Raw genomic sequence first — 25108 nt, 5'->3', positions numbered from 1 at the left:
GCATAACTTCGACAAACTCACTATGAGATTAGAAGTGACAACATATCTACTTTTGTCCTTCCGCCCATGCATCCATTTTGGATTCAAATACCGAAAGCGGGAAAGAACCATCCTTTAAAACTGCCGTGTGGAAGGACGCTAACTTAAACTTCGCCCCTAGTTGTTTCTCATATTTACTTCTCAGTTCGCGGATTTTCATTGCTCCAGTTTTATAACCCAAGGCTTGCGCAGGAATTCCCATATAACGCTCAATTTCAGCTGTAGCACCTTCTGTACTGATTGCTTCATGATCCGTCATATATTTAATAGCTTGTTCCCTGCTCATATTTTTCGTGTGAATGGCAACATCAACAACCAAACGAATCGCCCGGTGCATTTCATCACCCAAAGCACCCATATGCTGATAAGGATCCTGATATAAACCTAGTTCCTTTCCTAAAGATTCGCAATAAAGTGCCCAACCCTCAACATAAGCATTATGACCACCAAAACGGCGGAAGTTTGGAAGCAACTTATTTTCCTGAGTTAAAGAAATCTGGTAATGGTGACCCGGAATAGCTTCATGTAAAAATAGAGACTCCATTCCTGAAGTCGTATTAAATGTCCTGGCATCCAGAATGGGCACATAAAATACCCCTGGGCGTTTACCATCAGCTGAACCCTGATTATATTCAGCACTTGCAGAGGCAGCCCTGAAAGCTTCCGTCTGGCGAATCTCAAAAGGTGTTTTTGGCTCCACGTCAAACATCTTTTTTAAATTCGGTTTCATCCGTTGATGGATGCTTTCAAAAGCAGCTAAAACTTCTTTTGGTGTTTGATAAGGCATAAATTTCTTATCCGTTTTCATGTATTCAAAAAATGCTTTTAAATCACCCTTAAAACCAACCAGGTTTTTGATACTATCCATTTGTCCCTTAATCCGTGCCACCTCTTTTAATCCCGTTTGATAAATTTCCTCAGGCGTCTTATTGGTCGTGGTTTGTTGTTTTACCAGGTAAGTATACCATGCCAAACCGCCCGGCATGGCCGAATATCCAGAAGTTGTTCTGGCTTTAGGCAAGTATTCATGCTGAAGAAAATCACCTAACTTTTTATAAGTCGGAACGATGACGTTGGTAATTGCATTGCGGTATTCTGCTGTAATTTTTTGTTTATCAGCGGCTGAAAAACTTTCAGGCAAGGCATTTATCGGACCATAAAAAAGACTCTTTTCAGGATTAGAAACTACCATGCTCTGCATTTGAGGAATCATTTTAACGACAAGTGCTTTCGGCAACACTATACCTGCTTTTGCGCCTTTCTTAAAATTAGCAATTGCCGTATCGGCCCACACTGAAAATGCAGTTACCCGTTTCAGCCAGTCTTCATAATTTTTCACAGTTTTGAAGGGCTGCGCACCAGTACCGGATCCTAACTGCCCGATGGTTAGTGGTAAAGCAAACATCTGGTTAAAGGGAAGATATTCTGAATGGTATTTTAATCCCTCCAGGTTAATACTCAATTGATCTTTCAGATAATCATAAGAAAGTTTATCATTTTCTGAAGATAATTCCTCCCGGTCATACTTACCTAAACTATCAAGATAACGTTGGTTATAGTCTTTCACCGATCGGATAAATGTCTGCGAACCATCATTCGGCAAAAGATCATTATAATGCTCATCTCCAATATAGGTTGCGCCAATAGGGTTAAGCTTTAAACCTTCCTGATAATATTGCTCGCACATTGCAGCAAACTGTGGATTATTAACTGCATTATCCTGTTTGTTTTTTTGCTTGCAGGATAGTAACGCAATAGCACAAAGTGCGAAAAAAGTTATTTTTTTCATTAAGTTGGAGTTAAGGTCTCTTCAAAAATAGTAAAATTATCATCCAAATGTAGAAATGGTATTGAACGCAAAAAAGCCATCCTTTTTGAGGATGGCTTTTGTTATTTATGAGATCCTTCGACAAGCTCAGGATGACAATTCACACTACGCCAATAATCTGATTGGCTCTTCTAATAACCCTTTTAAGGTTTGCAAGAACTGTGCTCCGGTTGCACCATCAACCACACGGTGATCGCAACCTAAAGTCAACTTCATTACGTTACCTGGAACAACTGCTCCATTTTTCACTACCGGAACTTGCTGAATTGCACCTACCGATAAAATTGCACCGTCAGGAGAATTGATGATTGAAGTAAATTCATCAATACCAAACATACCTAAATTAGATACCGTGAAGGTAGAACCTTCCCAATCTGCTGGTTGTAATTTTTTAGCTTTTGCTTTACCACCAAAATCTTTTACTTCAGCTGAAATATGTGATAATGATTTACCATCGGCAAAACGCACAACAGGCACTAATAAACCATCTTCAACAGCCATCGCTACACCAATATTGGTATGTTCATTGAAACGGATTTTATCTCCGCCCCATGATGAGTTAACTGCAGGGTGTTTCTTCAATGCTACAGCAACTGCTTTGATTACGATATCGTTGAATGAAACTTTAACTGGAGCAACAGCATTGATTGCAGTACGGGCAGCCATTGCATTATCCATATCAATACTTACTGTTAAGTAGAAATGTGGAGCAGTGAATAAACTTTCAGCTAAACGTTTGGCAATTACTTTACGCATTTGCGAAACAGGTTGCTCAGTAAATTTAATCTCACCAACAAAAGTAGGAATTACCGGAGCGGCTGCTGCAACTGCTTTAGGTTGCTCGCTGCTTTCTGCTTTTGGCTTTTCGCTTTCTGCTTGTGGCGCCTTGAAGTTTTCGATATCTTTTTTAATGATTCTACCACCTTCAGCACTACCAGCAACCTGCGATAAATCAATGCCTTTGTCTTTGGCAATTTTCTTTGCTAAAGGAGATGCTTTTACACGGCTATCAGAAGAACCTTCTGCAACCGGAGCTGAAGTTGCATCAGAAGTTGTTGTTTCTTTCTCTTCTTTAGGGGCTTCGGTTTTTTCTTCGCTTTCAGCTTTAGGCTTAGCGCTTTGAGCTCCTCCAGCTAAGATTCCGCTAACGTCTGTTCCTTCCGGACCAACAATGGCAATAATACCATTTACTTTAGCAGCTGAACCTTTTTCAACACCAATGTGCAGTAAAGTACCCGTTGCATAACCCATCACTTCCATAGTCGCCTTATCGGTTTCTACATCAGCTAAAACATCATCATCTTTTACTTTATCACCAACTTTTTTATGCCATTCAGCAATTACGCCTTCTGTCATGGTATCACTTAGCAAAGGCATCCGAATTACTGTAACACCTTTTTCTGCCAATTCTTCTTCACTTAAACCACCACCTTGTGCAGGAGCAGCTTCTTCTTTTTTATCTTCAGCCTTAGACGCATTAGCACTTTCAGCTTTTGGCTTTTCGCTTTCAGCTTCTGCACCACCTTTTTCTGTTTCTAAAGCCGCTTTGTAATCTTCACCCTCTTTACCAATAACGGCCATAACCGCATCAACAGGAACAGCGGTTCCTTCTTCTACACCAATGTATAAAAGGGTACCATCCCAGTAAGATTCCATATCCATTGTTGCCTTGTCAGTTTCTACTTCTGCCAAAACATCGCCGCTTTTCACTTTATCGCCCACTTTTTTATGCCACTTCGCCAAAACCCCTTCGGTCATGGTGTCGCTCATTTTGGGCATTTTAATTACCTCAGCCATTATATCTAATTAATTGAAATCTTTAAAATATTAGTCCATTACATAAGGATAGTTTTCCGTCATGTATACATCTTTGTATAATTCGGAAACTTCCGGCCATGGAGATTCTTCAGCAAATTTTACGGCCTGATCTACTATCGCTTTAACTTTCGTTTCTACTTCTTCAATCCATGCCTCATCCGCATATTTTTCTTTCAGGATCGTTTCTCTTGCCAGTTCAACAGGATCTTTAGCTTTATAATCTTCTAATTCTTCTTTAGTACGATATTTAGCCGGATCAGACATAGAGTGACCGCGGTAACGATAAGTTCTCATTTCTAAGAAAGTTGGCCCCTCACCTTTACGGGCACGTTGAATAGCTTCGTCCATTGCATTGTGAACGGCAACCGGATCCATCCCATCAACTGGCGCACAAGGCATATCAAAACCTAAACCAATTTTATAAATATCAGTCATGTTTGTAGTACGTTGTACCGAAGTACCCATTGCATAACCATTATTTTCACAAACAAAAATTACTGGCAATTTCCACAACATAGCCATGTTAAAGGTTTCGTTTAATGCACCCTGACGTACTGCGCCATCGCCCATGTAACAAATATTAACATTATCTGTTCCTTTGTATTTTTCTGCAAAAGCAACACCAGCACCTAATGGAATCTGACCTCCAACAATTGCATGGCCACCATAAAAATTATGTTCTTTGCTAAACATGTGCATAGAACCACCTTTACCTTTAGAGCAACCTGTAGCTTTACCATACATTTCTGCCATAATGCTATCGGCACTTACACCTAAAGCTAAAGCATGAGCATGATCGCGATAGGTAGTAATCATCGAATCACCTTTTTGCATTGCAGATATTGCTCCTGCAACCACAGCTTCTTGTCCAATGTATAAATGACAAAAGCCACGTATTTTTTGTTGTCCGTATAACTGGCCAGTTTTCTCTTCGAACTTGCGCATTAGCAACATCGACTCAAACCACTTTAACCAGGTATCTTTATTTATTTCTACTGCACTCATTTTAGGGTATTTGTTTTTTTGCGACAGCAAATCTAATTTTTTTATTATAATTTTTGGCACTTTCTAATGTAAAAACATCATAATATCAGCTATGAAATTACATTTAACTTTTGTTACTTAACCATTTGGGCTTCATATCTACTTATTCCTCTAGAAAGGCAATTTCACAGATGATTAATTTCACAATTTAACAAATTCCTTATTCTAATGATTATGAAATTTTATTCTGCAAAACTTTATCCTGCCACAATTAACAAACTGCACTTCAAACACATCATAAGCAAGGCACCGCTGTCAAAAAAATCCAGAAATTAGTTTGCGCTTTTAAAGGGATTAGACCCTAACATGATAAATACTGATTAATTTAGCCATTATTTACAACCTTAAGTACAATCATATTAAAAAACCCTTCAAAATTCTTTTCTTTAGCGAGATAATTTTAACTTTAAAATATCGTTTACCAACATGTCACAACGTGGAGATGTTAATAACTTTTGCTTTTTAACACAAACATTTGGATGACATTTGTATAATTGATACCTTTGACAATCAACAATAAGCCAAAATGGTTTACGTTACTGTGTAAGTGAATACCCAAACATAACTGTATAACATGATTAAAAAATTTTTGTTTTCATCCTTAATCGCTATTTGCACGTTCTCAGCCGCATTTGCGCAAACAAAAACAAAAGAATCTGGTAAAGACTTAAATGATCCTGACAACTTAGCTTCACAGTACTTTTCTCAAGTAATGGGTGTAGCGGTAGATGCGACTTCGAATTTAAAATTATATAAATTTATTTACGAATGGATTGGAACACCTTACAGTTATGGTGGTTCAAGCAAAAAAGGGATTGATTGTTCTGCTTTTACCAAAGCGATATACGACAAAGTTTTCAACACCACAATCAGAAGAAATTCACGTGATATCTTCAGCATGGTAGACCCGTTATCTAAAGAAGATTTAAAAGAGGGAGACCTGGTTTTTTTCAAGATTAGAAGCAGAAGTATATCTCATGTAGGAATTTATTTAGGTGATAACAGATTTGCGCATGCATCAAGTTCACGAGGTGTGGTAATCAGCAATTTAAACGAGCCATACTACAGTCGTTATTTTTATAAGGGCGGCCGGGTATTGGAATCCTTCAAAAAGGAATTTACAGTAGAATAATACGATTTAAGGTTGTAGATTTACAATCCTAGATTGAATAGATATAATCCTCCAGAAGTAATTTTGGAGGATTTTTTTATACACCAAAAATTATAATGAAATTTTATAACACACTCTTATTTTCTTTTATTGCTATCGTTATTTTCATTAGCTGCACAAGCAATGATGCACAGGTTAAAGTGTCGGTACAAAAGCAGGATACTTTGATCAGAAAAATTAAAGATACCATCTCCATTACTGCTGTGGGCGATATAATGCTCGGTTCAGCTTTCCCCTCAAAAGAAAACCTTCCTCCAGATGACGCGGTAAATAGTTTTCAGGCTGTGGACAGCTTATTAAAAGGTGATATTGTGTTTGGAAACCTTGAAGGTTGCTTTTTAAACTCCGGAAACTCTACAAAATGTAATGGGATTAATCCAAACAATTGTTATGCTTTCAGAATGCCTGAACGTTATGCCGGAATTTATAAAAAGGCTGGCTTCAACGTATTGAGTATTGCGAATAATCATGTTGGCGATTTTGATGCCAAGGGTAGGAAAAATACTGCGAGGATTTTAGATTCCTTACAAATTCATTATGCAGGTCAACTCAATAAACCTTTCGAAATTTTTGAAAAGGATAGTATTAAATATGCTTTTTGCGCCTTTGCTCCAAATGAGAATACTGTTTCCATTAATAAAGTAGCTGATGCCAAAGCTTTGGTTACCCGTCTCAAAACCATGGCAGACATTGTAATTGTATCTTTTCATGGTGGCGGTGAAGGAGCACGCTTTGAGCATGTACCCCGTAAAAATGAAATTTTCTATAATGAAAACCGTGGAAATGTATATGCCTTTGCACATGCCGTCATTGATGCTGGTGCAGATGTAGTTTTAGGTCATGGCCCGCATGTTACCCGAGCTGTTGAGGTTTATAAGCATAAATTTATTGCTTATAGTTTGGGTAATTTTTGTACTTATGGCATGTTTAGCCTAAAAGGCAATAATGGAATTGCTCCATTACTTCAATTAAAAATAAATGCAAAAGGCGATTTCTTATTTGCTGATATAACTTCTGTTAAACAGGACAAAATTAACCGTTTAACATTAGATGAAAACCAAGGTGCCTTTAAACGCATTAAATCCTTAACGGATATCGATTTTACAGGTCACCAGCTGAACTTTGAAAATAATAGGATTACCTTAAAAAATTAACTTCCTGTTACAACAGTTACAGTTTATTTACGAATCTTTGTTTATGAAAAAAGGATTGATACTTCATTATATTATTGGAATTGCTGCTGCAATTTTAGTTTTGGTTGCGGCTTATTATATCAACCAAAATCCTAAAAACCTTTTATCTGCAGGAGTGATTATATTAGCAGGATGCGTTGTTGCGTTTAGCCAATATCAGATTATTAAGCACAAAAGAAAACGATCATAATATGAAAGATAAATGGATCAAACATAAGGGTAATGTCCTTCTTTTGCCCGCAATTATTTTACCAATTTTTATGGCATTTTCTCCATCAAATAAATTGGCACCAATTATATTGATAAGTTTAGCTATCGTAATATATTTTATATTGGATTTTAAATATGGAGAATAAGATGTTATTAACATCATTCTTTCATATTGAATCATGACTGCAATCATGATCACCATCAGTATTATTTAAAGAAACACTATACTAAAATATAGCTATTTAAAATTCAGGAGATTCTGATCAGTGTAGGCTTAACTCTCGTCTTTGGTATTTTTAACAAGCCCAATTCCTGAAACGAAAAATATCAATCCAATAATTCCATATACGAATAATCCTCTTGTAGCTGTGCTGTGGTTTACAAATCCGTATCCGGCGTAGATAAGTCCAACAATTCCAAGAATAGTTAATATAGTTCCAAAAGTGCGTTTTATGTTCATTGATTTTAGATTAATAGATTAAATACAACAAATTCTTACTTTTGTTTTAAAGTGCACAAAAAAGCCACGATCTTTTTAGAAACGTGGCTTATATTCAGTTTTTTATGAATTACCAAACACCTAACCTATTTTCTGGTGCTAAATACATTTTTGCTGTACTTGGTATGTTGAATGCCTTATAAAAAGCTTCCATATTATAAACTGTACCATTAACCCTAAACATTTCCGGACTATGTGGATCTGTTTTAATGCGAACACGCATCGATTCATCTCTGGTTTTCATTCTCCAAACCTGTGCGAAACCTAAAAAGAAACGCTGATCTGGTGTAAAGCCGTCGATCTTTTTATCGCTTTTGGCTTGGTCTGTTAATTTAAAGGCATCATATGCAATATTTAAACCACCAATATCGGCTAGGTTTTCACCCAAAGTTAAGGCACCATTTACATGTTGGTTATCCAAAAGCGTAAACTTATCATATAGCGCAACCACCTTATCAGCTTTGGTTTTAAATTTCGCAGCATCTTCTTTTGTCCACCACTCTTTTAAATTACCTGCAGCATCGTATTGTCTGCCCTGATCGTCAAATCCATGCGTCATCTCATGACCGATAACTGCACCAATAGCACCATAGTTAATGGCATCATCTGCATTGAAAGCGAAGAATGGAAATTGTAAAATCCCTGCCGGAAACACAATTTCGTTATAAGCCGGATTATAATATGCATTTACTGTTGGAGGTGTCATAAACCATTCTGTTTTATCAACTGTTTTACCCAACTTAGCCATCATTTCTTTATAACTGTGTTTTCTGGCCGATTGAAGGTTAGCGAAATAGGTATTTCTTGAAATTTCTACATCATCATACTTTTTCCACTGATCAGGATAGCCTATTTTTTTTATAAAGGCATTTAACTTTTCAAGGGCTTTTTTCTTGGTTTCGGCAGACATCCAATCTACTTTTTTAATTCGTTCTTCATATACCTTCTGCAGGTTATTAACCAGTTCAAGCATCCGTTTTTTAGCTTCAGGCTTAAAATATTGTTCGGCATAAAGCTGTCCTAATAAATCGCCAAGGTTATTATCCGTATTGTTAACCATTGTTTTCCATCTTTCAGTTTGTGCAAGCTGACCATACAATGTTTTACTAAAGAACTCAAATTTTGCCGTTCTAAATGCTTTGGTCAGTGCATTTGCGGCATTATTTAATGCATCAAACTTTAATTTTTCTTTCCAGGTTTCAATAGGCTGGCTTTTAATCAAAGTTGATAATGTTTGGTAGTATTTTGGCTGTCTAACAATGATGCTATCTGTTGATGCTCCAATATTCTTCAGTACCGTATTAAAATTGATATTTGGAATTTGTTTCTGAAAATCTGCAACTGCCAGCTTATTATAGTTTTTCTGCGGATCACGCAATTCAACTGGTGTTGAGTGTGATTTTGCCAGCATAGTTTCTAGCTTTAGAATATGGTCTGCATAGGTTGAAGCTTGAGTAGAATCTCCGGAAAGGCTAAACACTTTGGTGATGTACTTTAAATATTCAGATCTGATTTTTTTAGCCTTATCATCCTGATCGAGATAATAACTACGTTCTGGTAAATTGAGCCCGGTTTGAGTAAAAATAAGTACGTTTTTGGAACTCATTTTATCATCCGGATCAACACCAAAACCGAATAAATCTCCCTGGCCATTTTTAAAACCTTCAGATACGAAATTAATGAGATCCTCATCATTTTTAATACCATCAATTTTGGCCAGGAGCGGTTTTACAGGCATTACACCAAGCTTTTCAATGGTTAAAGAATCCATTCCACTGGCATAAAAATCACCAACCTTTTGTTCATTACTTCCTTTTGCAACATTGCTTTTGGCAGCATTTTCCAGAATGGTTCTTAAATTTTTAAGATTATCGTTATATAAAGTATAGAAAGAGCCCCATCCCGTTTCCGTTTGTGGGATTTTCGCATTTTTCATCCATTTTCCATTGGCGTAAAGGAAAAAGTTATCGCCTGGTTTTACTGTCGAATCCATTCCGGCAGTATCAAAAAATACAGTTCTCTGATCTGTTTCTGTAGCCTGATGGTTTTTATCATTCTGACAAGCCGCAAATAACAATATTGCCGCCGCAGGAAGAAATAAATTCTTTTTCATGTAATATTAAGTTAGGAAAAAATAAAGCTACAAAAAGCTTCATGTAATTTGTATGATTTTTTTTTAACTTCAAAAAAAATCTAATTATGCAATACATCATTTACATCGTTATCTTTCTCGGAATTGTAATTCTGTTTAGCTCGTTTGTTACGGTAAAGCAAGGAACTATAGCTGTGGTAACTGTTTTCGGAAAATATCGCAGGCAACTAAGGCCAGGATTAAATTTCAAAATACCGCTTATTGAACAAATCTATTCGCGAATCTCTATTCAAAATCGCTCCGTTGAATTATCTTTTCAAGCGGTAACACAAGATCAGGCAAATGTTTATTTCAAGGCGATGCTTTTATATTCTGTTGTAAACCAGGATGAGGAAACCATCAAAAACGTAGCCTTTAAATTTGTTGATGCCACCAATTTAATGCAAGCCTTAATTAGAACCATTGAGGGTTCTATCCGGGCATATGTAGCCACTCAAAAACAGGCCAACGTGCTAGCACAGCGCAATGAAATTGTATTGCATGTTAAAGAACAAATAGATCAGGTTTTGGATGGCTGGGGTTATCATTTACAAGATTTGCAATTGAACGATATTACTTTCGATGAAGAAATTATGCGCTCCATGAGCCGCGTGGTGGCTTCAAATAACTTAAAGGCAGCTGCCGAAAATGAAGGTCAGGCTTTATTAATTACCAAAACCAAAGGTGCAGAAGCAGACGGTAATGCGATTAAAATTGCTGCAACAGCAGAACGCGAAGCGGCACAACTTCGTGGGCAGGGAATTGCCTTATTTAGAGAAGAGGTAGCAAAGGGTATGACTAATGCCGCACATGAAATGCAGCAAGCCAATCTGGACACTTCTGTAATCTTATTTACCATGTGGACGGAAGCCATTAAACAGTTTGCAGAGTACAGTGAAGGAAACGTTATTTTTCTTGATGGCAGTACCGAAGGCATGAACAAAACCATGAAAGAAATGATGGCCATGCAGCAAAATCAGAATAATGCAAAGAAAGTTTAAGCAAATTTAACTTCTAATACAGGCTGATGCATAAAACGCATCAGCTTTTTTTGTGCATCAGCCATAAGATGTGTTTTAGCTAAATGAAAAATGGATTTGGCTAAATTGTATCCTTAAAAAGGATGGAGTTTTGTATAGTGATTTGGGAGCAATTTATATGATAACTCCTATCCAAACTCATATAACATTATTTAAGAAATTAAAACAATTCGCTATGAAAGTTTTTGTAACAGGAGCAACAGGTTTTGTTGGTTCAGCCGTGGTAAAAGAATTAATTAATGCCGGGCATCAGGTATTGGGCTTAGCCCGCAATGAGGCTGCAGCGAAAGCACTATTGCTGGCAGGAGCCGAAGTGCATAGAGGTGATTTGGAAGACCTGGAAAGTTTACGCCAGGGTGCAAACGCTGCTGATGGGATTATACATTTAGGGTTTATTCATGATTTTACCCGTTTTAAAGCCGTATGTGAGATTGATCGCATCGCTATAGAAACCATAGGAAATATACTTGTGGGAACCAATCGCCCCTTTATTGTTACTTCAGGCACACTAATCGTTAGCCCTGATGAACTTGCTACGGAAGATAAACTACCTGATTATGGTGGTCTAAATCCCAGGATTGCATCAGAAAAAGCAGTTGATGCCCTTGCCGCAAAGAATGTTTGTGTATCCGTTGTTCGCCTATCTCCATCGGTACATGGAGAAGGTGATTTCCATGGCTTCGTACCTATACTAATTGAAATTGCCCGTAAAACAGGTTCATCTGCTTATGTTGGTGATGGGAAAAACCGTTGGACTGCCGTTCATCGTTTGGATGCCGCAGTGCTTTTTAGATTGGCTTTAGAACAGGCCAGCCCAGGTGCTCGTTTTCATGGCGTGGCAGAAGAATCAATAGAGATTAAAACAATTGCTGAAGCTATTGGCAAGCAACTAGGGTTGCCAGTTATCTCTAAATCAAAACAGGAAGCTGCAGCCCATTTTACCTGGTTTGAACATTTCGTAAGCATAGATGGTCCTGCTTCAGCAAGCTTAACTCGTGAGCGATTAGGTTGGGAACCAAAACATCAAACCTTAATTCAGGATTTGAAACAAGAGATTTATTTTAAGTAAATTGTATCAATGAAAAATTCGATCAGATACCGATTTAAAACGATATCAGAATATCATAAACTTGCCGGATTGCCAAAACCGGGGCATCCGCTGGTGAGTGTGGTTAACCTTGAAGACGTAAAAATGCCTGTAAATGGCCTTTCGAATACCATGATTTTTGACTTTTATTCCATCGCGCTGAAGCGTGTTCCTGATGCTAAAATTAAGTATGGCCAGCAAATGAGCGATTTTGATGATGGTGTATTATTTTTTATGGCCCCAGGGCAGGTTTTTACGGTTGAGGTTCACGAAGATAGGATTCATCGTCCAACCGGGTGGATGATTCTCTTCCATTCAGATTTACTTTGGAACACACCTTTGGCTAAGACAATAAAAGATTACGACTTTTTTGATTACACATTATTTGAAGCCCTACACGTAGCAGAAAATGAAGAAATCACATTAAACACCATTATCCAACAATTGATATTTGAAACAAATAGCAATATAGATAGCTTTACCCAAAATGTAATCATCGCTCAAATTGCCCTACTGCTAAATTATGCGCAACGTTTTTACCAACGCCAGTTCATTACACGCAAAGCGAGTAACCATGAAATACTCGATCGATTGGAAAATGTGATTAATAACTATTTAAAAGAAGATCTTGCCAGCAAAGGCTTACCCACTGTAACTTATATTGCCGAAAAACTAAATATTTCAGCAGGCTATCTTTCTGGATTATTAAAAACACTTATTGGTCTAAATATGCAGCAATATCTTCATCAGAAACTGATTGATTTGGCTAAAGAGAAGCTTTCAACAACAGATTTATCAGTTAGTGAAATTGCTTATGCTCTTGGTTTCGGGCATTTACAGTCTTTCACTAAATTATTTAAAACCAAAACCAACCTCACACCATCGGCATTCAGGCAATCTTTTAATTAATATCAGAAACTGAAATAAGTGCTAAAATCTTCATACAAGAAAGCGGGCTGCCTGATTCCAGACAGCCCGCTTTTTACTTACTTAATTAATTGATTATAACTTCTGCGCAGGTGTACCTAAGTTCATAACATAGTTACCAGATTGCTGCATGAAATCGCCCATCACTTTTAAAGATTCATCTTCTATAAAGTCAAAAGAATCTTGTTTAGTTACTTTCTCTCCTTTTTTAATGGCTGGCAAACCTCTTAAAGCCCTTAAATCATTCTGTCTGGCTAAAGACTTTGCTTCCTGAGCATCACGTTCAGCTTTTAGCTTAGTCTCGTTTAAAGGAACAGATACTTCTTTATCTCTTTTTTTCAATTCAACAATATCTTCCTTCAAATATTTAAAATCTAAAGAATTTGCAATTCGCTGCTCACTATTTTTCATTAATCCCGCCTTTACAGCTGATAGATTTGCTACGGCAGTAAAGCTAGAACTTGGAATAACATCCCAAGGCAAAGCAGATGGTTCGGTATCCTCTCCTATTTTATCCATTGGATATACAGATGGGAAAACAACATCTGGCATTACCCCTTTATGCTGGGTACTGCTCCCGGCCACACGATAAAACTTAGCCATGGTCAGGTTAATCTGACCTAAGTTAATATCAGCGGCACTTGTTCCATTAGGGGAAGTACCAAGCGTTTTATCTCTGGTAACCAGACCAGCAATTTTCTGTAACATGCCTGGGTTAACCAATTTATTTAAATCTATAGATGATTGAACCGTTCCTTTACCATAAGTTTGGCTGCCCATGATAATTCCACGTCCGTAATCCTGAATTGCACCAGCAAAAATCTCGGATGCCGAAGCACTTAAACGGTCAACCATTACACCAAATGGTCCATCCCATGCTACACCTGAATTTTCATCTTCATCGACCTCGATCTTACCACGTAAATCTTTTACCTGTACAACAGGACCTTTATCAATAAATAAACCAGTTAATGAAATGGCTTCTACTAATGAACCACCACCGTTTCCACGTAAATCCATCAATATGGCATCAACCTTATCAATATTTTTTAAGGAATCAATAAGTTTTCTAACATCTCTTGTGGTACTTTTATAATTTTTATCACCAGCATTTGCTGCTTTAAAATCAGCATAAAATGCAGGTAAAGAAATGATACCCACTTTGTAATCCTTACCGTTTGAATTGATGGTTTTTACTTTTTTCTTGGCAGATTGATCTTCCAGAATAACCTTTTCTCTCATCATTTCGATGATCACAGGTTTTGACGACATCTCTTTTCCAACCGGAATTACTTTTAAACGAACCTTAGTTCCCTTCGGACCTTTAATTTTGCTTACTGTTGCGTCTAATCTCCAGCCAACAATATCCACAAAATCTTCATTGCCTTGTGCAACAGCAATAATTCTATCGCCTGCGCTTAACTGCTTTCCTTTGAACGCTGGTCCACCCGGAATAATTTCTGCGATTTTAACCACTTCATTTTCCAATTGTAAGCGGGCCCCAATTCCTTCGAATGAACGAGACATTTCTTCATTAAACTCAGTTGCTCTCGCCGGAACGAAATAGTTGGTGTGTGGATCAATTGATTCTGTAAAAGCATCCATCAGGATTTGAAAAACATCCTGATTGTTATTTTTAGCGATCTGTGACTTTAGATTTTGATAACGTTTAGTTAGTGTCTCTACATTTTTTGCTTCAGCAGAACCTGCTAGATTCAAATTAACCAGTTCGTATTTAACACGTTTTTTCCAGGTATCATTTAAAGCAGCGGTAGATACGGCCCAAGGCATTTTTTCACGATCGTACACATATGTATCATTCTGATTAAAGTCGTACTTATTTTTGATCTGCGCTAAAGAGTATGTAAAATATTCATTTAAACGTTTTGCATAAACATTATAAATGTAAAATGGACCACTTAAGTCTCCATTTTTGAAATCGTCATCCAGCGTATACCTGTACTTTTCAAACTCCTTAATATCAGAAGCTAAAAAATAGTTTTTACCCTGATCTAGGGCTTTAATATATTTATCTAAAATAAGTGAAGAGATGGAATCATTCACCTGAACTTTCTTATAGTTATAACTTTCAATCAGGTTTACTACTTCTTTAATTACGAGTTGTTGCTGCTGATCAGGCATAACATTGGCAATGCCATCAACTATTGGCTGAGGCTTCGGAGCGGCGTGACATGCAATCACTGCGGCAGTAAAAATTACAAAAAATACTCTCTTCAACATCTCTTTAAATGATTTAAAATCCATTTCTAATTCTATATAGCCAATATGATACCATTTTAACAAAAAAACAAAAAAGAGACAGCATTATTACCGTCTCTTGTTAAAACTGATCAAATCTAACCAAAAGCTTCTTATTTAACAATTCTTAAATGCTAACGTAATTTAAATTATTTTGTTTTAAGATATTAAACAGTAGACCTTTTAGGGGTAATTGGCTAAAAAAATGGAAACCACCTGTTGCAAAAATGTCGAAGGGTAATTAGCCCAACTTATTCCATTAAAATTAGAAAAATAAGGTCTACTTAAGAGTTGTTTTTGAAGTGGTCTTATTAGAAATCACTTCTCTGGCATCGCGGATCTGGCTTTTGAATTGCGTAATTTTGACCGAATTAGCAAACCATTCTGCTGTTTTAAGATCTCTCAAAGCAAGCGTAAAATCCTTCTTTTTAATTTTGACCTGTACAATGCCCAAAATGGATTCTAAATATGAATTATTGCTTTTTAACTGTTTAGCCAACATGCCCTGCTGGGTGTAAAACCACATCGATTGTGTAGATTTATTATTGGCCAGGTATACCTTACCAAGCAAGCCATAAGTATTCATGAGGCCATTTCTACTGCCCATTTTTGAATAATTTTTAAGGGCAACGTTCAACAAGATTTGCTCTGCATCGCCAAAACGACCCAGCATATAATGCATGTTGCTCATTTTAATTATGGCCTGACCATATCTGTTAAAATTTTTAACAGATATGTATTCGAAAGCAGCTTTACCAAATAAGGTTAATGCCTCATTAAAATCGCCTTTTCTTTCGAAACTCTCCGCTTCTTCGTAAAAAGAATTGCCATCTACCAGATCAAATTTAGAAACGGCTATCGTTATCGCATTTCCCGCATTTGGCTGTTGGGCATCAAGATCTTGAGCATGTATTTGAAATGAGGCAAAAAGGCTTACAAGAGCCAATACAATTTTGGACATGCAACAAAAATAATACTTTATATTTAACTTTAGCTAAATACCTGTAAATTAACATCGAAAGATGCCCAAACCATGTAAGGGTGTGAATCACAATGATAAATTTCTCCTGTATTGGAGATGCCAATAACGCCTGCAAAACCATCAAATGATTGGAGCTCTACAAATGATTTATCACATGCATCTTTTAGAGAGAATCCATCCGTAACCCTGGTCACTATTTTTGAGGCCAATGAACCACTTACAATGTCTTCACCAACACCAGTGCATGAAATACCCGCAAACTGATTGGCATAGTTACCTGCTACAGTTGCTGAGTCACTTACTCTACAAGGAATTTCAAATCCTTTACCGCCTGTAGATGTAGCCGCCGCAATATTTCCTTCTGCATCTAAAGCTACACAACCAACTGTTCCTTTATTATTTTGCTGGTTTAGTTTTGCTTCATATTCAGACTGTCTTTGCGGAGTAATCGGATTAAAATATTCAAAACCATTTTCACGTGCAAAGTTTTGCGCTCCATTACCACTTAGCACACGGTCATCATATGGCAATAAACTTTGTGCAATTTGAATCGGATTTTTTACACCCTCAACATTAATTACACCACTAAACTTTTCTGTTTTTCCATCCATTAAGGAAGCACTCAGTCGCACTTTTCCATCACTTTGAATTTGCGAGCCTATTCCTGCATTAAACAATTCATTATCTTCCAATAAAGCAACAGTGTAAACAACCGTTTCAAGTGCCGAATGATTTTCTAAATAGGCATAACCAAGCTTCACGATATTGGCAAGTGCATCTTGTTTAGCTCTTTTAGTTTCCTGATTGGTTGATGACTCGCTGAAAAAGCCACCATGTATTATTAGTTTCATTTTATCGAGATGTGAGTATTGAGTATCAAGATGTGAGTATCAAGTATCAAGAATGGGTTATCAAGTATCAAGCCTGGTTTGTAATGGTTATCTAAAAATTGTTAAGCGTTATCTGCAAACTGTAAATTGTTAACTGAAAATTGCAAACTAAAACTGCCTCTATCCTATTGGAATAACTTTAGGATGATGGATTATGAGACTGTGATCAGTGAGATCATAAACATCGCCATCACACATTACATGCACAACCATGTTTTTGATTGATACAGGTTGCCCCATTTCTACATCAGTTAAATTGGTATCAGCCATTTGACGGCCATCAACCAGAATTACCATGCCTGAACCAATGGCCTCCATGATGTGTCCATCCGAGATAAATAATCCAGTATCTTCACCCAAGCCAATACCCAAAATTCCAGGATTACTGGCTGCTGCATAAAGTAATCTTCCAATTCGTCCACGCTGAACAAAGTGCGTATCAACAATTACATCATCGATAAATCCCAATCCGCCAGTAATTTTTACTTCGCCTTTAAGCAAGGCATCCTTACTGCTACCCTGATAAATCATATTTTTAGAACTTGCTGCAGCACCGGCTGAGGTACCGGCAATAACTACAGGCTCTGTTTTATATTTATCAATCAAAATCTGATGAATTTTTGTCCCTCCAAAAATCGATGACAACCTTAACTGGTCTCCGCCAGTAAAAATGATTACTTCAGCAGCTCTAATTCTTTCACAATTGTCGTCAGCATTAGCCTCTTCACGATTGGTAATATTTAATACCCCAACATTATGCACATCTAGCTGCGCATAGGCTTTAATGTATTCTTCGCCAACTTTCTCAGGCATTAAGGACGCCGTAGTGATAATTTCGAAACGCGAATCAAGATCTTTAATTGATTCTGTAGTGATTCTTTTTAAAATTCCCCGTTCGAAAAAATTCATGTTTTCAGGCAATCCAAATTGCGTTTCAGCAAAGCTGCCTGTATTTATTGCGCCTCCAATAATGATGAGTTTGCCTTTTGGAACCATTTTGTGTGTATTAATATTCTATCAAAAAACCCAAATATATCAGCTTAAGATAAAAAACACGACTTTTTTTGTCAATAAATATGCATTTATTAACAATGGTTGAAATAATTATGAAGAATTTGGGTTAAAGTTATACCTGAAAATAAAACAAATAGCCTAAGAAATTCATTTAGCTATTTGATTTGCCAATTTTCAAAATAAATGCATAATTTACAATCATCAATTTTAGCATCTCTAGGTTGAAAAAAGATCTGCCCAAAATCCATGCTTTTAAATAAAAACGACAAAACATTACATGAAGATATATAACATCCAAGTATTAAGAGGGCCAAATATATGGTCGATAAACCGCAAAAAACTCATCCAGATGAGACTGGATTTAGAGGAACTAGAGCAAAGGCCAACCAACCTGATTGATGGATTTAGTGAGCGAATAGAGAAGTTACTTCCTAGTATGTTTACCCATCGTTGCTCTAAAGGTGTTGAGGGTGGTTTCTTCACACGTGTGAAAGAAGGCACCTGGATGGGACATGTTATTGAGCATATTGCCCTGGAAATTCAAACCATAGCTGGAATGGAAACAGGTTTTGGTAGAACCCGCCAAACTAAAACTGAAGGCATTTATAATGTAGTATTTAGTTACCTGGAAGAAAAAGTAGGGGTTTATGCTGCTGAAGCTGCTGTAAAAATAGCCCAGGCCCTGATTGATAATGAAGAATATGATTTAGAACATGACATCAGGAGGATGAAAGAAATCCGTGAACTGGAAGCACTTGGCCCAAGTACCGGATCAATTGTTCAGGAGGCGGTGAGTAGAAACATTCCATGGATCAGATTAAATAAGAGTTCATTAGTACAACTGGGTTATGGTAAGAATCAGGTTCGCTTCAGGGCTACCATGACCGAAAAAACCAGTAGCATTGCTGTAGATATTGCCAGTAATAAAGAAGAAACCAAACGTTTGTTAACCGAAGCCGCTATTCCAGTGGCTTCTGGCGTAACCATTTCAGATCCGGAAGACTTAGAAGCTGCTGTTCTAAAAGTTGGCTTTCCATTGGTTTTTAAACCATTGGATGGCAATCATGGAAAAGGCGCTACCATCAATATCAAAACGATGGAAGTGGCTAAAGAAGCCTTTGAATATGCTAAAACATATTCCCGCCGGGTTATCATTGAAAAGTTCATTACCGGTTTTGACTTTCGTGTGCTGGTTATTGACCATAAAGTAGTTGCCGCAGCACAACGTGATCCAGCCCATGTTCTGGGAAATGGCATTCACACCATCCAGGAATTAATTGATAAGGAAAATGAAGATCCTCGCCGTGGTTATGGGCATGAAAATGTGTTAACAGAGATTGCTGTCGATCGTGATACATTGGATTTGCTGGCCAAAAAAGAATATACGCTGGAAACCATTCCTGAAAAAGGAGAAATTGTTTACCTGAAATCAACGGCTAATTTAAGTACTGGTGGTACATCCATAGACGTTACCGACATTGTTCATCCGCAAAATATATTTATCTGCGAAAGAATTTCCAGGGTGATTGGCTTAGATATCTGTGGCATTGATATCATGGCGCAAAACCTTACTCAGCCATTAACAGAAAATGGAGGCGTAGTATTAGAAGTGAATGCCGCTCCAGGTTTCAGAATGCATTTGGCACCAAGCGAAGGCTTACCTAGAAACGTTGCTGCATCTGTTGTAGATATGCTTTATCCGCAAGGAAGGTTATCTCAAATACCTATTATTGCGGTAACCGGAACCAATGGAAAAACGACAACAACACGTTTAATTGCCCATATCATCAGGAGTAATGGTAAACGCGTAGGTTACACCACCAGTGATGGGGTATATGTTCATAACACGATGTTAATGAAAGGCGATACCACTGGACCGGTAAGTGCTGAATTTATTTTAAAAGATCCAACCGTTGAATTTGCAGTACTGGAAACGGCACGTGGTGGAATATTAAGAGCTGGATTGGGATTTAATGCATGTGATATTGGTGTTGTAACGAATATTCAGGAAGATCATTTGGGTATTTCTGATATTCATAATCTTGATGATTTAACAAGGGTAAAGGCTGTAGTTGTTGGGGCCGTACGCCGTAAAGGTTGGGCCGTATTAAATGCAGACAATGGTTATTGTGTTAAAATTGCCAGAGATGCCCGTTGTAATGTAGCTTATTTTAGTATGGATGAAAACAATCCGGTAATTAAGGAGCATTGCAGAAAAGGTGGTATCGCAGCAATATATGAAAATGGCTATATCACCATCAAAACAGGTGATTGGAAACTAAGGGTTGATAAAGCAACGCATATACCTCTAACTTTTGGTGGGGCAGTAAACTTTATGATTCAGAATGTTCTGGCTGCAACTTTAGCAACATATTTATGGGGTTATAAACCTGAAGACATTCGCTTAGCACTTGAAACTTTTATTCCATCTGCAGCACATACGCCAGGTAGAATGAATGTTTTCAGATTCAAAGACTTCAAAGTACTGGTAGACTTTGCACACAATCCGGATGGATTTAATGGTGTTAAAGCCTATTTACAAAGTGTTGAAGCCACCGAACATGTTGGCATCATTTCAGGAACGGGCGACAGACGTGATGAAGATATTATTGAAACCGCACGCATATCTGCTCAAATGTTCGATAAAATTTATATCTGTCAGGAGAAATACCTGCGTGGCCGTAAGCAAGATGAACTGATCAATTTATTGATTCGAGGCATTAAGGAGGTTGACCCAAATAAGGAAATCATCATTAACAATAGAAGCACGGAGTGTTTACAAATTGCCATTGATTCTGCTAAAAAAGGATCGTACTTAACCATACTAAGTAATACCATAGATAACACCATTCAAAGGGTAACTGAACACCTGGATAGAGAGTTGGAATCTTAAAAATAAAAAGGCCTCCTGATTTAAATTAGGAGGCCTTTTCTATTAAACTAAAAATTCTTATGCCTGACTATCGCGTAATCTTTTAACTTCATCATGAGAAGTTCTCAACGAGGCCTTTTGATCTGAAATCAGCGTTCTGATGTGTGCAGGAAGATCTTCTACCTCTAAAGCCATTTTATAAGCATTTTGAGCAGCATCTTCTCCACCTTCGCAATTATTTAATACTGTTTTTCTATCATGGCCTGTAAATAATGCTTTAACATCCATCCATGCTCTATAGATTTTTCCAGAATTAGTGGTACCTGTATCGATGTCTTCTCCTAAGGCAGATATCTCCGTTCCTAAAGCCATTTTATATTTCTGACTCTCTGAGATCATATCCAGAAATAAAGATTTTAAATCTGCATCCTCATCTTTTAATTCTGCACGGGCTTTTTCATAACCGGCAATACGGTCATTATTAATTTGAACCAGATCGTTTAATACTTCTGTTGTTATTGTTGCAGTATTCATGTTTTTATAAGTTTTGATGTATTAATGGAACATGATCTGCCTGGAATAGTTTGTAATTATTTTTAAATTTTTATTCTTGAAACTGCTACAATATATCTTCATATCATTAACTGACATTTATAATGATGTGATTTTGATTTCAAATTGATTAAACAATTTCCTGAATCTTTAAAGTTGATTATAGCAGTTTCGACTTTGCTTTACGGTAATCCAGTTTTTGATGCTTTCCAATTGCATATGTTATGCCTCCGTTTAAATGCATCAGGAATTTTTGATCGCTCCAGCATTCTTTAGTATGACCCATTGCTGTGTAAAAGGCTCGGCCACCATCATATGAATGATACCAGCTAAAGGGATGGAAATTGCCATTTTTTCCACCTTTGTAGGATGATTCATCCAGAGTAATTAACACCTTAAGATCCGGATTGATATCCTTGAAATTATACAGTTCATCTTTATGCATCCATATCGAATCTGTTAAAAATTTGGTTGAAGGATGATTTTTATCTTTAATAACGAATCTTGCCTCCTGTATTTCAGGGTGGCTGCTGAAATAAGCACCGGCCAGTTTTCCGTACCATGGCCACTCATACTCAGTGTCTGTGGCTGCATGAATACCTACATAACCACCACCGGCCTGAATATAACGTTCAAAAGCAGATTGTTGTACCTCATTCAACACATCGCCGGTTGTACTTAAAAAGATAACTGCCGCATATTTCTTTAAATTATCTTCTGTAAACAGGATTGCATTTTCTGTGGTATCTACCTGGTAATGATATTGCTTACCAAGGCTAATTAGGGCCTTTTTACCGTCTTCAATAGAAGCGTGACGGAATCCTTTGGTTTTAGAGAATACCAAAATTCTCAAATTACTTTTTGCAAATAAATTACTGTGACAGATGACCAGGGTAATCATCAGTACGAATATTTTTTTCATCTTAAAATTTGGTTAGCTTATGATCAACGGGTTGCTATTTAATCCTAAATCTAAGAAAGTTCTTTGATAATTTCTTTACATCTTTCTTCAACTTGTTTACAAACTGTGGCAAATAAAGTATCATCCCAATACGGGTCTATCAATTCTTCATCATCTAAAAAAAGTTTAACCTTTTGCTGTGCTTCTTTAGTTTTTGCAAGGTTCTTTACATCCCTTAAATTTTTTCGATCCATGACCAAAATCCAATCGTACTGCGAAAACATAGCAGGTGAAAATTGCTGTGCTATTTGCAAACTAATGTCGTAACCACAATTTTGGGCGGCGGCTATACTTCTGTCATCGGGTGCCTGGCCGATGTGCCAGTTTCCTGTTCCGGCTGATGCAATTTCCCAATCTAAGTTTTGTTGTTTTGCCAGATGACGCATAATGCCTTCTGCCAAAGGCGAACGACAAATATTACCGAGGCAGACCATTAAAATTTTCAAATTATTTAGATTTATAGGTATATACAAAAGTATATGTGGTCCCGTTTTGTTGAGTTGTGGTTGTCTGAGTTAGTTTTTTACCGTCAAAAAAGAGCGGAGCGGAAGGAGAAGCAGACAAAATGATCTTGTTGTCCTCTTTTTTCCAGGTCTTTACACTGGCATCAGCCATCATATCGCAAAGCGCTCCATTGGCCCCAGCCACATAAGTACTATCTGCCGCAAATGAGAGTGATAAGTTGGCTACACAACTTTCTGGTCCAGACAGTGCGATATAATTAGTATCAGTCTTACCACCTAGAGTTATTGCAGGCGTAACTGTTACTGACTCGATTACCCATTTTTTTGAAATAAGCATTTTAGCGGTATCCTTTGTGCAGGCAACTGCTGTGCAAATTAAAAGTACAAATAGTAATTTTCTCATATGATTTAGATTATATAAGGTAAACGAAAATAACAATGAATTTGCTACATAAAAAAATCCCCCAATTTTTGGAGGATTTAAAGCTGATATAAGTTATCCGTAAATATCGTTAAGCATCTTAGCCAAACGAACTCCACCTTTTAATAATTGCTGGTTAAGGATTTCTGACCAATCGAAATTGTATCGGTAACTTAATTTGGAATCTGGTTTTGTACCCTCATAAATCTTGCTGCAAATGGTATAAGCATCGTAAACACAATCTTTTAAGTTTGTATTTTGCCAATTATATAGTTGAATAGCTGAAGGATGATTAATCGCCTTTGCAAATTCCGTATAACTTAGCTGCTGATATTCGATTAATTGCTCATCCCATACCCGATGCAAGTTAGATTTTTCATTGAACCACATCACCGAAACCCTGTTACCACCTAAGTCTTCCTTGTGCGCCACATGCATCGGCTGGCACAAATCGCCTGCCATGTGTACCAACATCCTTAAGGCTAACTTTTTTTCAGATGCGGTACTATTCGCATTTTTTAAAACAGCTGTCAGATCGATAATTTTGTTGTAAAGATTCGGTGCTTTTTCAGTTTCTAAAATATTATAAACGCCCTGTTTATCTAAACCACCCGGAAGGTTTACAAAATGCCAATTATACATATAATTATAAGTAGAATCCGATTTTATAAAATCACCCCAGTTAGCAGACATCGCCAATGATTCTGTACCTAAAATAGCCTGAATAGCCTTGCGGGTTTTAGCCTTTAAATAGCTATCTGCAATTTCGCCAACGATGCGATGACCAATCATGCCCCAGGCATTCGCCTGAAGTGGCACATAAGCAAGCAAACCGATGGCTGCTATAATAGCTAGCTTCTTATTAATAAATTTAAATATCATTTTATAATTCTTTTTGGACACAGTTTATTTTTTCTTTAAGCACTAATTTGATTTCACTTTGATCATTTAAGCTTTCCAATATTAAGGTATCACTTGAATGCTTTTTAATCAGAAAATTTTTATCATATCGGCCGATGCGATAACAGCCGGATATTTTTTGTTTATAGTTGGCATGCGTAAACGTAGCACCTACAATTAAGGTATCACCCCGAACCGCATAAACGCCTTTTGCATACTCTTTCCATACACCATTGTGGTAACAGGAATCTTCGTAAAAATTTACTTTGCTATGCGTTACAAAATCTATATAGATGGAATCGCAAGTAACCTTAAAACGATGTTGGGTGTAGTTGCTTAGTTTATGGCTAAAGGCAACTGAATCTTCATTCCAAAGTCCTTGCATAAATGCTTCTCCTTTACCCTGGATATTTGGTAATCTGGAGCAGGAAGAATATAATAAACCAGCAACAACAAAAACCAGGCTCAGTCGCTTCAGTCCATCTTTATATTTTGGCATCGTTGTTCATCAATATTAATGTATAAAAATCGGTTAAAGCTTTTTATTAAGCATCTTGTTGGCATTTAACAAGTTGTTAATCAGCATAAAAAGGCCAATTGCAAAACAAATGCCTGCACAGAAGCTTATTACCCCTAAAATAAAATAATAAGAATTTACCTCCGACATGGGCATAGCATAATGATCCATCAAATAGGGCATTAAAAACCTATAAAAGCAGGCTAGCAATAAGGTAAATCCCGAGCCAATAAAAAGCAGGATTGAATCTGCTTTCACCTCTTTACTAAGATAATAACAGCAGGCACAA

Annotated in this window: 22 protein-coding genes; 7 read left to right on the top strand and 15 right to left on the bottom strand. The window is 37.1% G+C overall.

The features are described 5' to 3' along the window. Positions 1–46 precede the first annotated feature (46 nt). The 3 genes from AN34_RS03130 to pdhA all read right to left on the bottom strand — a co-directional run bounded on the left by AN34_RS03130 (position 47) and on the right by pdhA (position 4690). Positions 47–1828 carry a DUF885 family protein gene (locus AN34_RS03130; protein WP_029282212.1) on the bottom strand — a complete coding sequence of 594 codons (1782 nt, stop codon included), beginning with the start codon at positions 1826–1828 and terminating at the stop codon, positions 47–49. Positions 1829–1972: 144 nt separating this feature from the next. Next, the gene (locus tag AN34_RS03125; RefSeq protein ID WP_029282210.1) at positions 1973–3664 is read right to left on the bottom strand and encodes a pyruvate dehydrogenase complex dihydrolipoamide acetyltransferase; all 1692 of its coding nucleotides are present in this window, start codon (positions 3662–3664) and stop codon (positions 1973–1975) included. 30 nt (positions 3665–3694) lie between these two features. Further along, positions 3695–4690 (bottom strand): pyruvate dehydrogenase (acetyl-transferring) E1 component subunit alpha, encoded by a 996-nt coding sequence (gene pdhA / locus AN34_RS03120; RefSeq protein ID WP_029282209.1) that lies wholly within the window; start codon positions 4688–4690, stop codon positions 3695–3697. Positions 4691–5303: 613 nt separating this feature from the next. Between pdhA and AN34_RS03115 the strand changes: the two genes are divergently transcribed. The 3 genes from AN34_RS03115 to AN34_RS03105 all read left to right on the top strand — a co-directional run bounded on the left by AN34_RS03115 (position 5304) and on the right by AN34_RS03105 (position 7283). Then, positions 5304–5861 (top strand): C40 family peptidase, encoded by a 558-nt coding sequence (locus AN34_RS03115; protein WP_029282207.1) that lies wholly within the window; start codon positions 5304–5306, stop codon positions 5859–5861. A gap of 95 nt (positions 5862–5956) precedes the next feature. Beyond that, on the top strand, positions 5957–7054 hold the full coding sequence (locus AN34_RS03110) for a CapA family protein (RefSeq protein ID WP_029282205.1): 1098 nt from the start codon (positions 5957–5959) through the stop codon (positions 7052–7054). A 43-nt stretch (positions 7055–7097) separates the two neighbouring features. Further along, positions 7098–7283: a hypothetical protein gene (locus AN34_RS03105; protein WP_029282204.1), complete on the top strand. Its 186-nt coding sequence runs from the start codon at positions 7098–7100 to the stop codon at positions 7281–7283. 294 nt (positions 7284–7577) lie between these two features. On the opposite strand, the gene AN34_RS03095 is transcribed toward AN34_RS03105, so the two are convergent. Next, complete coding sequence (locus tag AN34_RS03095; RefSeq protein ID WP_029282200.1) at positions 7578–7763, bottom strand: hypothetical protein; 186 nt, start codon at positions 7761–7763, stop codon at positions 7578–7580. A gap of 109 nt (positions 7764–7872) precedes the next feature. Beyond that, positions 7873–9915, bottom strand: a complete 2043-nt coding sequence (locus AN34_RS03090) for a M13 family metallopeptidase (protein ID WP_029282198.1) — start codon at positions 9913–9915, stop codon at positions 7873–7875. Positions 9916–10001: 86 nt separating this feature from the next. Here AN34_RS03090 and AN34_RS03085 point away from each other — a divergent pair, with 86 nt between their 5' ends. The 3 genes from AN34_RS03085 (at position 10002) to AN34_RS03075 (ending at position 12969) form a co-directional block, all read left to right on the top strand. Beyond that, entirely contained in the window at positions 10002–10934 is a 933-nt protein-coding gene (locus AN34_RS03085; RefSeq protein ID WP_029282196.1) for an SPFH domain-containing protein, read from the top strand. A 214-nt stretch (positions 10935–11148) separates the two neighbouring features. Next, positions 11149–12042 carry an SDR family oxidoreductase gene (locus tag AN34_RS03080; protein ID WP_029282194.1) on the top strand — a complete coding sequence of 298 codons (894 nt, stop codon included), beginning with the start codon at positions 11149–11151 and terminating at the stop codon, positions 12040–12042. A gap of 9 nt (positions 12043–12051) precedes the next feature. Next, positions 12052–12969: an AraC family transcriptional regulator gene (locus AN34_RS03075; protein WP_029282192.1), complete on the top strand. Its 918-nt coding sequence runs from the start codon at positions 12052–12054 to the stop codon at positions 12967–12969. Between the two features lie 93 nt (positions 12970–13062). Here AN34_RS03075 and AN34_RS03070 read toward each other — a convergent pair whose 3' ends face one another. The 4 genes from AN34_RS03070 to AN34_RS03055 all read right to left on the bottom strand — a co-directional run bounded on the left by AN34_RS03070 (position 13063) and on the right by AN34_RS03055 (position 18114). Next, complete coding sequence (locus tag AN34_RS03070) at positions 13063–15228, bottom strand: carboxy terminal-processing peptidase (protein WP_231625471.1); 2166 nt, start codon at positions 15226–15228, stop codon at positions 13063–13065. A gap of 298 nt (positions 15229–15526) precedes the next feature. Next, positions 15527–16207: a tol-pal system YbgF family protein gene (locus AN34_RS03065; RefSeq protein WP_029282188.1), complete on the bottom strand. Its 681-nt coding sequence runs from the start codon at positions 16205–16207 to the stop codon at positions 15527–15529. Between the two features lie 29 nt (positions 16208–16236). Next, the gene (locus tag AN34_RS03060; RefSeq protein WP_029282186.1) at positions 16237–17079 is read right to left on the bottom strand and encodes an isoaspartyl peptidase/L-asparaginase; all 843 of its coding nucleotides are present in this window, start codon (positions 17077–17079) and stop codon (positions 16237–16239) included. A 159-nt stretch (positions 17080–17238) separates the two neighbouring features. Further along, complete coding sequence (locus AN34_RS03055) at positions 17239–18114, bottom strand: cyanophycinase (protein ID WP_029282184.1); 876 nt, start codon at positions 18112–18114, stop codon at positions 17239–17241. Between the two features lie 295 nt (positions 18115–18409). Between AN34_RS03055 and cphA the strand changes: the two genes are divergently transcribed. Continuing rightward, positions 18410–21025 (top strand): cyanophycin synthetase, encoded by a 2616-nt coding sequence (gene cphA / locus AN34_RS03050; protein WP_029282183.1) that lies wholly within the window; start codon positions 18410–18412, stop codon positions 21023–21025. Positions 21026–21082: 57 nt separating this feature from the next. On the opposite strand, the gene AN34_RS03045 is transcribed toward cphA, so the two are convergent. The 6 genes from AN34_RS03045 to AN34_RS03020 all read right to left on the bottom strand — a co-directional run bounded on the left by AN34_RS03045 (position 21083) and on the right by AN34_RS03020 (position 24801). Continuing rightward, positions 21083–21538, bottom strand: a complete 456-nt coding sequence (locus AN34_RS03045; protein WP_029282181.1) for a PA2169 family four-helix-bundle protein — start codon at positions 21536–21538, stop codon at positions 21083–21085. A gap of 178 nt (positions 21539–21716) precedes the next feature. After that, positions 21717–22478: a ThuA domain-containing protein gene (locus AN34_RS03040; RefSeq protein WP_051666179.1), complete on the bottom strand. Its 762-nt coding sequence runs from the start codon at positions 22476–22478 to the stop codon at positions 21717–21719. Positions 22479–22528: 50 nt separating this feature from the next. Then, positions 22529–22963, bottom strand: coding sequence for a low molecular weight protein-tyrosine-phosphatase (locus AN34_RS03035; RefSeq protein ID WP_029282176.1), 435 nt, complete (start codon positions 22961–22963; stop codon positions 22529–22531). 1 nt (position 22964) lies between these two features. Beyond that, positions 22965–23384 carry a hypothetical protein gene (locus tag AN34_RS03030; RefSeq protein WP_029282174.1) on the bottom strand — a complete coding sequence of 140 codons (420 nt, stop codon included), beginning with the start codon at positions 23382–23384 and terminating at the stop codon, positions 22965–22967. Positions 23385–23477: 93 nt separating this feature from the next. Beyond that, positions 23478–24284 carry a S1/P1 nuclease gene (locus AN34_RS03025; RefSeq protein ID WP_029282171.1) on the bottom strand — a complete coding sequence of 269 codons (807 nt, stop codon included), beginning with the start codon at positions 24282–24284 and terminating at the stop codon, positions 23478–23480. 1 nt (position 24285) lies between these two features. After that, a complete protein-coding gene (locus tag AN34_RS03020; RefSeq protein ID WP_029282169.1) occupies positions 24286–24801 on the bottom strand; it encodes a hypothetical protein in 516 nt (171 codons plus the stop codon). Positions 24802–25108 lie beyond the last annotated feature (307 nt).

The organism is Pedobacter sp. R20-19 (genome assembly GCF_000708265.2).
In the GTDB taxonomy this organism is placed as follows: domain Bacteria; phylum Bacteroidota; class Bacteroidia; order Sphingobacteriales; family Sphingobacteriaceae; genus Pedobacter.
The sequence above is the reverse complement of the archived record's forward strand: the minus strand, read 5'-3'. Positions and strand labels throughout refer to the sequence as shown.

Coding starts and splice junctions, on each gene's coding strand:
- cphA (WP_029282183.1), top strand. CDS start 18,410: ATGAAGATATATAACATCCAAGTATTAAGAGGGCCAAATATATGGTCG.
- AN34_RS03070 (WP_231625471.1), bottom strand. CDS start 15,228: ATGTTGAAGAGAGTATTTTTTGTAATTTTTACTGCCGCAGTGATTGCA.
- AN34_RS03090 (WP_029282198.1), bottom strand. CDS start 9,915: ATGAAAAAGAATTTATTTCTTCCTGCGGCGGCAATATTGTTATTTGCG.
- AN34_RS03075 (WP_029282192.1), top strand. CDS start 12,052: ATGAAAAATTCGATCAGATACCGATTTAAAACGATATCAGAATATCAT.
- AN34_RS03110 (WP_029282205.1), top strand. CDS start 5,957: ATGAAATTTTATAACACACTCTTATTTTCTTTTATTGCTATCGTTATT.
- AN34_RS03125 (WP_029282210.1), bottom strand. CDS start 3,664: ATGGCTGAGGTAATTAAAATGCCCAAAATGAGCGACACCATGACCGAA.
- AN34_RS03060 (WP_029282186.1), bottom strand. CDS start 17,079: ATGAAACTAATAATACATGGTGGCTTTTTCAGCGAGTCATCAACCAAT.
- AN34_RS03040 (WP_051666179.1), bottom strand. CDS start 22,478: ATGAAAAAAATATTCGTACTGATGATTACCCTGGTCATCTGTCACAGT.
- AN34_RS03095 (WP_029282200.1), bottom strand. CDS start 7,763: ATGAACATAAAACGCACTTTTGGAACTATATTAACTATTCTTGGAATT.
- AN34_RS03085 (WP_029282196.1), top strand. CDS start 10,002: ATGCAATACATCATTTACATCGTTATCTTTCTCGGAATTGTAATTCTG.
- AN34_RS03080 (WP_029282194.1), top strand. CDS start 11,149: ATGAAAGTTTTTGTAACAGGAGCAACAGGTTTTGTTGGTTCAGCCGTG.
- AN34_RS03105 (WP_029282204.1), top strand. CDS start 7,098: ATGAAAAAAGGATTGATACTTCATTATATTATTGGAATTGCTGCTGCA.
- AN34_RS03130 (WP_029282212.1), bottom strand. CDS start 1,828: ATGAAAAAAATAACTTTTTTCGCACTTTGTGCTATTGCGTTACTATCC.
- AN34_RS03115 (WP_029282207.1), top strand. CDS start 5,304: ATGATTAAAAAATTTTTGTTTTCATCCTTAATCGCTATTTGCACGTTC.
- AN34_RS03045 (WP_029282181.1), bottom strand. CDS start 21,538: ATGAATACTGCAACAATAACAACAGAAGTATTAAACGATCTGGTTCAA.
- pdhA (WP_029282209.1), bottom strand. CDS start 4,690: ATGAGTGCAGTAGAAATAAATAAAGATACCTGGTTAAAGTGGTTTGAG.
- AN34_RS03025 (WP_029282171.1), bottom strand. CDS start 24,284: ATGATATTTAAATTTATTAATAAGAAGCTAGCTATTATAGCAGCCATC.
- AN34_RS03055 (WP_029282184.1), bottom strand. CDS start 18,114: ATGGTTCCAAAAGGCAAACTCATCATTATTGGAGGCGCAATAAATACA.
- AN34_RS03065 (WP_029282188.1), bottom strand. CDS start 16,207: ATGTCCAAAATTGTATTGGCTCTTGTAAGCCTTTTTGCCTCATTTCAA.
- AN34_RS03030 (WP_029282174.1), bottom strand. CDS start 23,384: ATGAGAAAATTACTATTTGTACTTTTAATTTGCACAGCAGTTGCCTGC.
- AN34_RS03020 (WP_029282169.1), bottom strand. CDS start 24,801: ATGCCAAAATATAAAGATGGACTGAAGCGACTGAGCCTGGTTTTTGTT.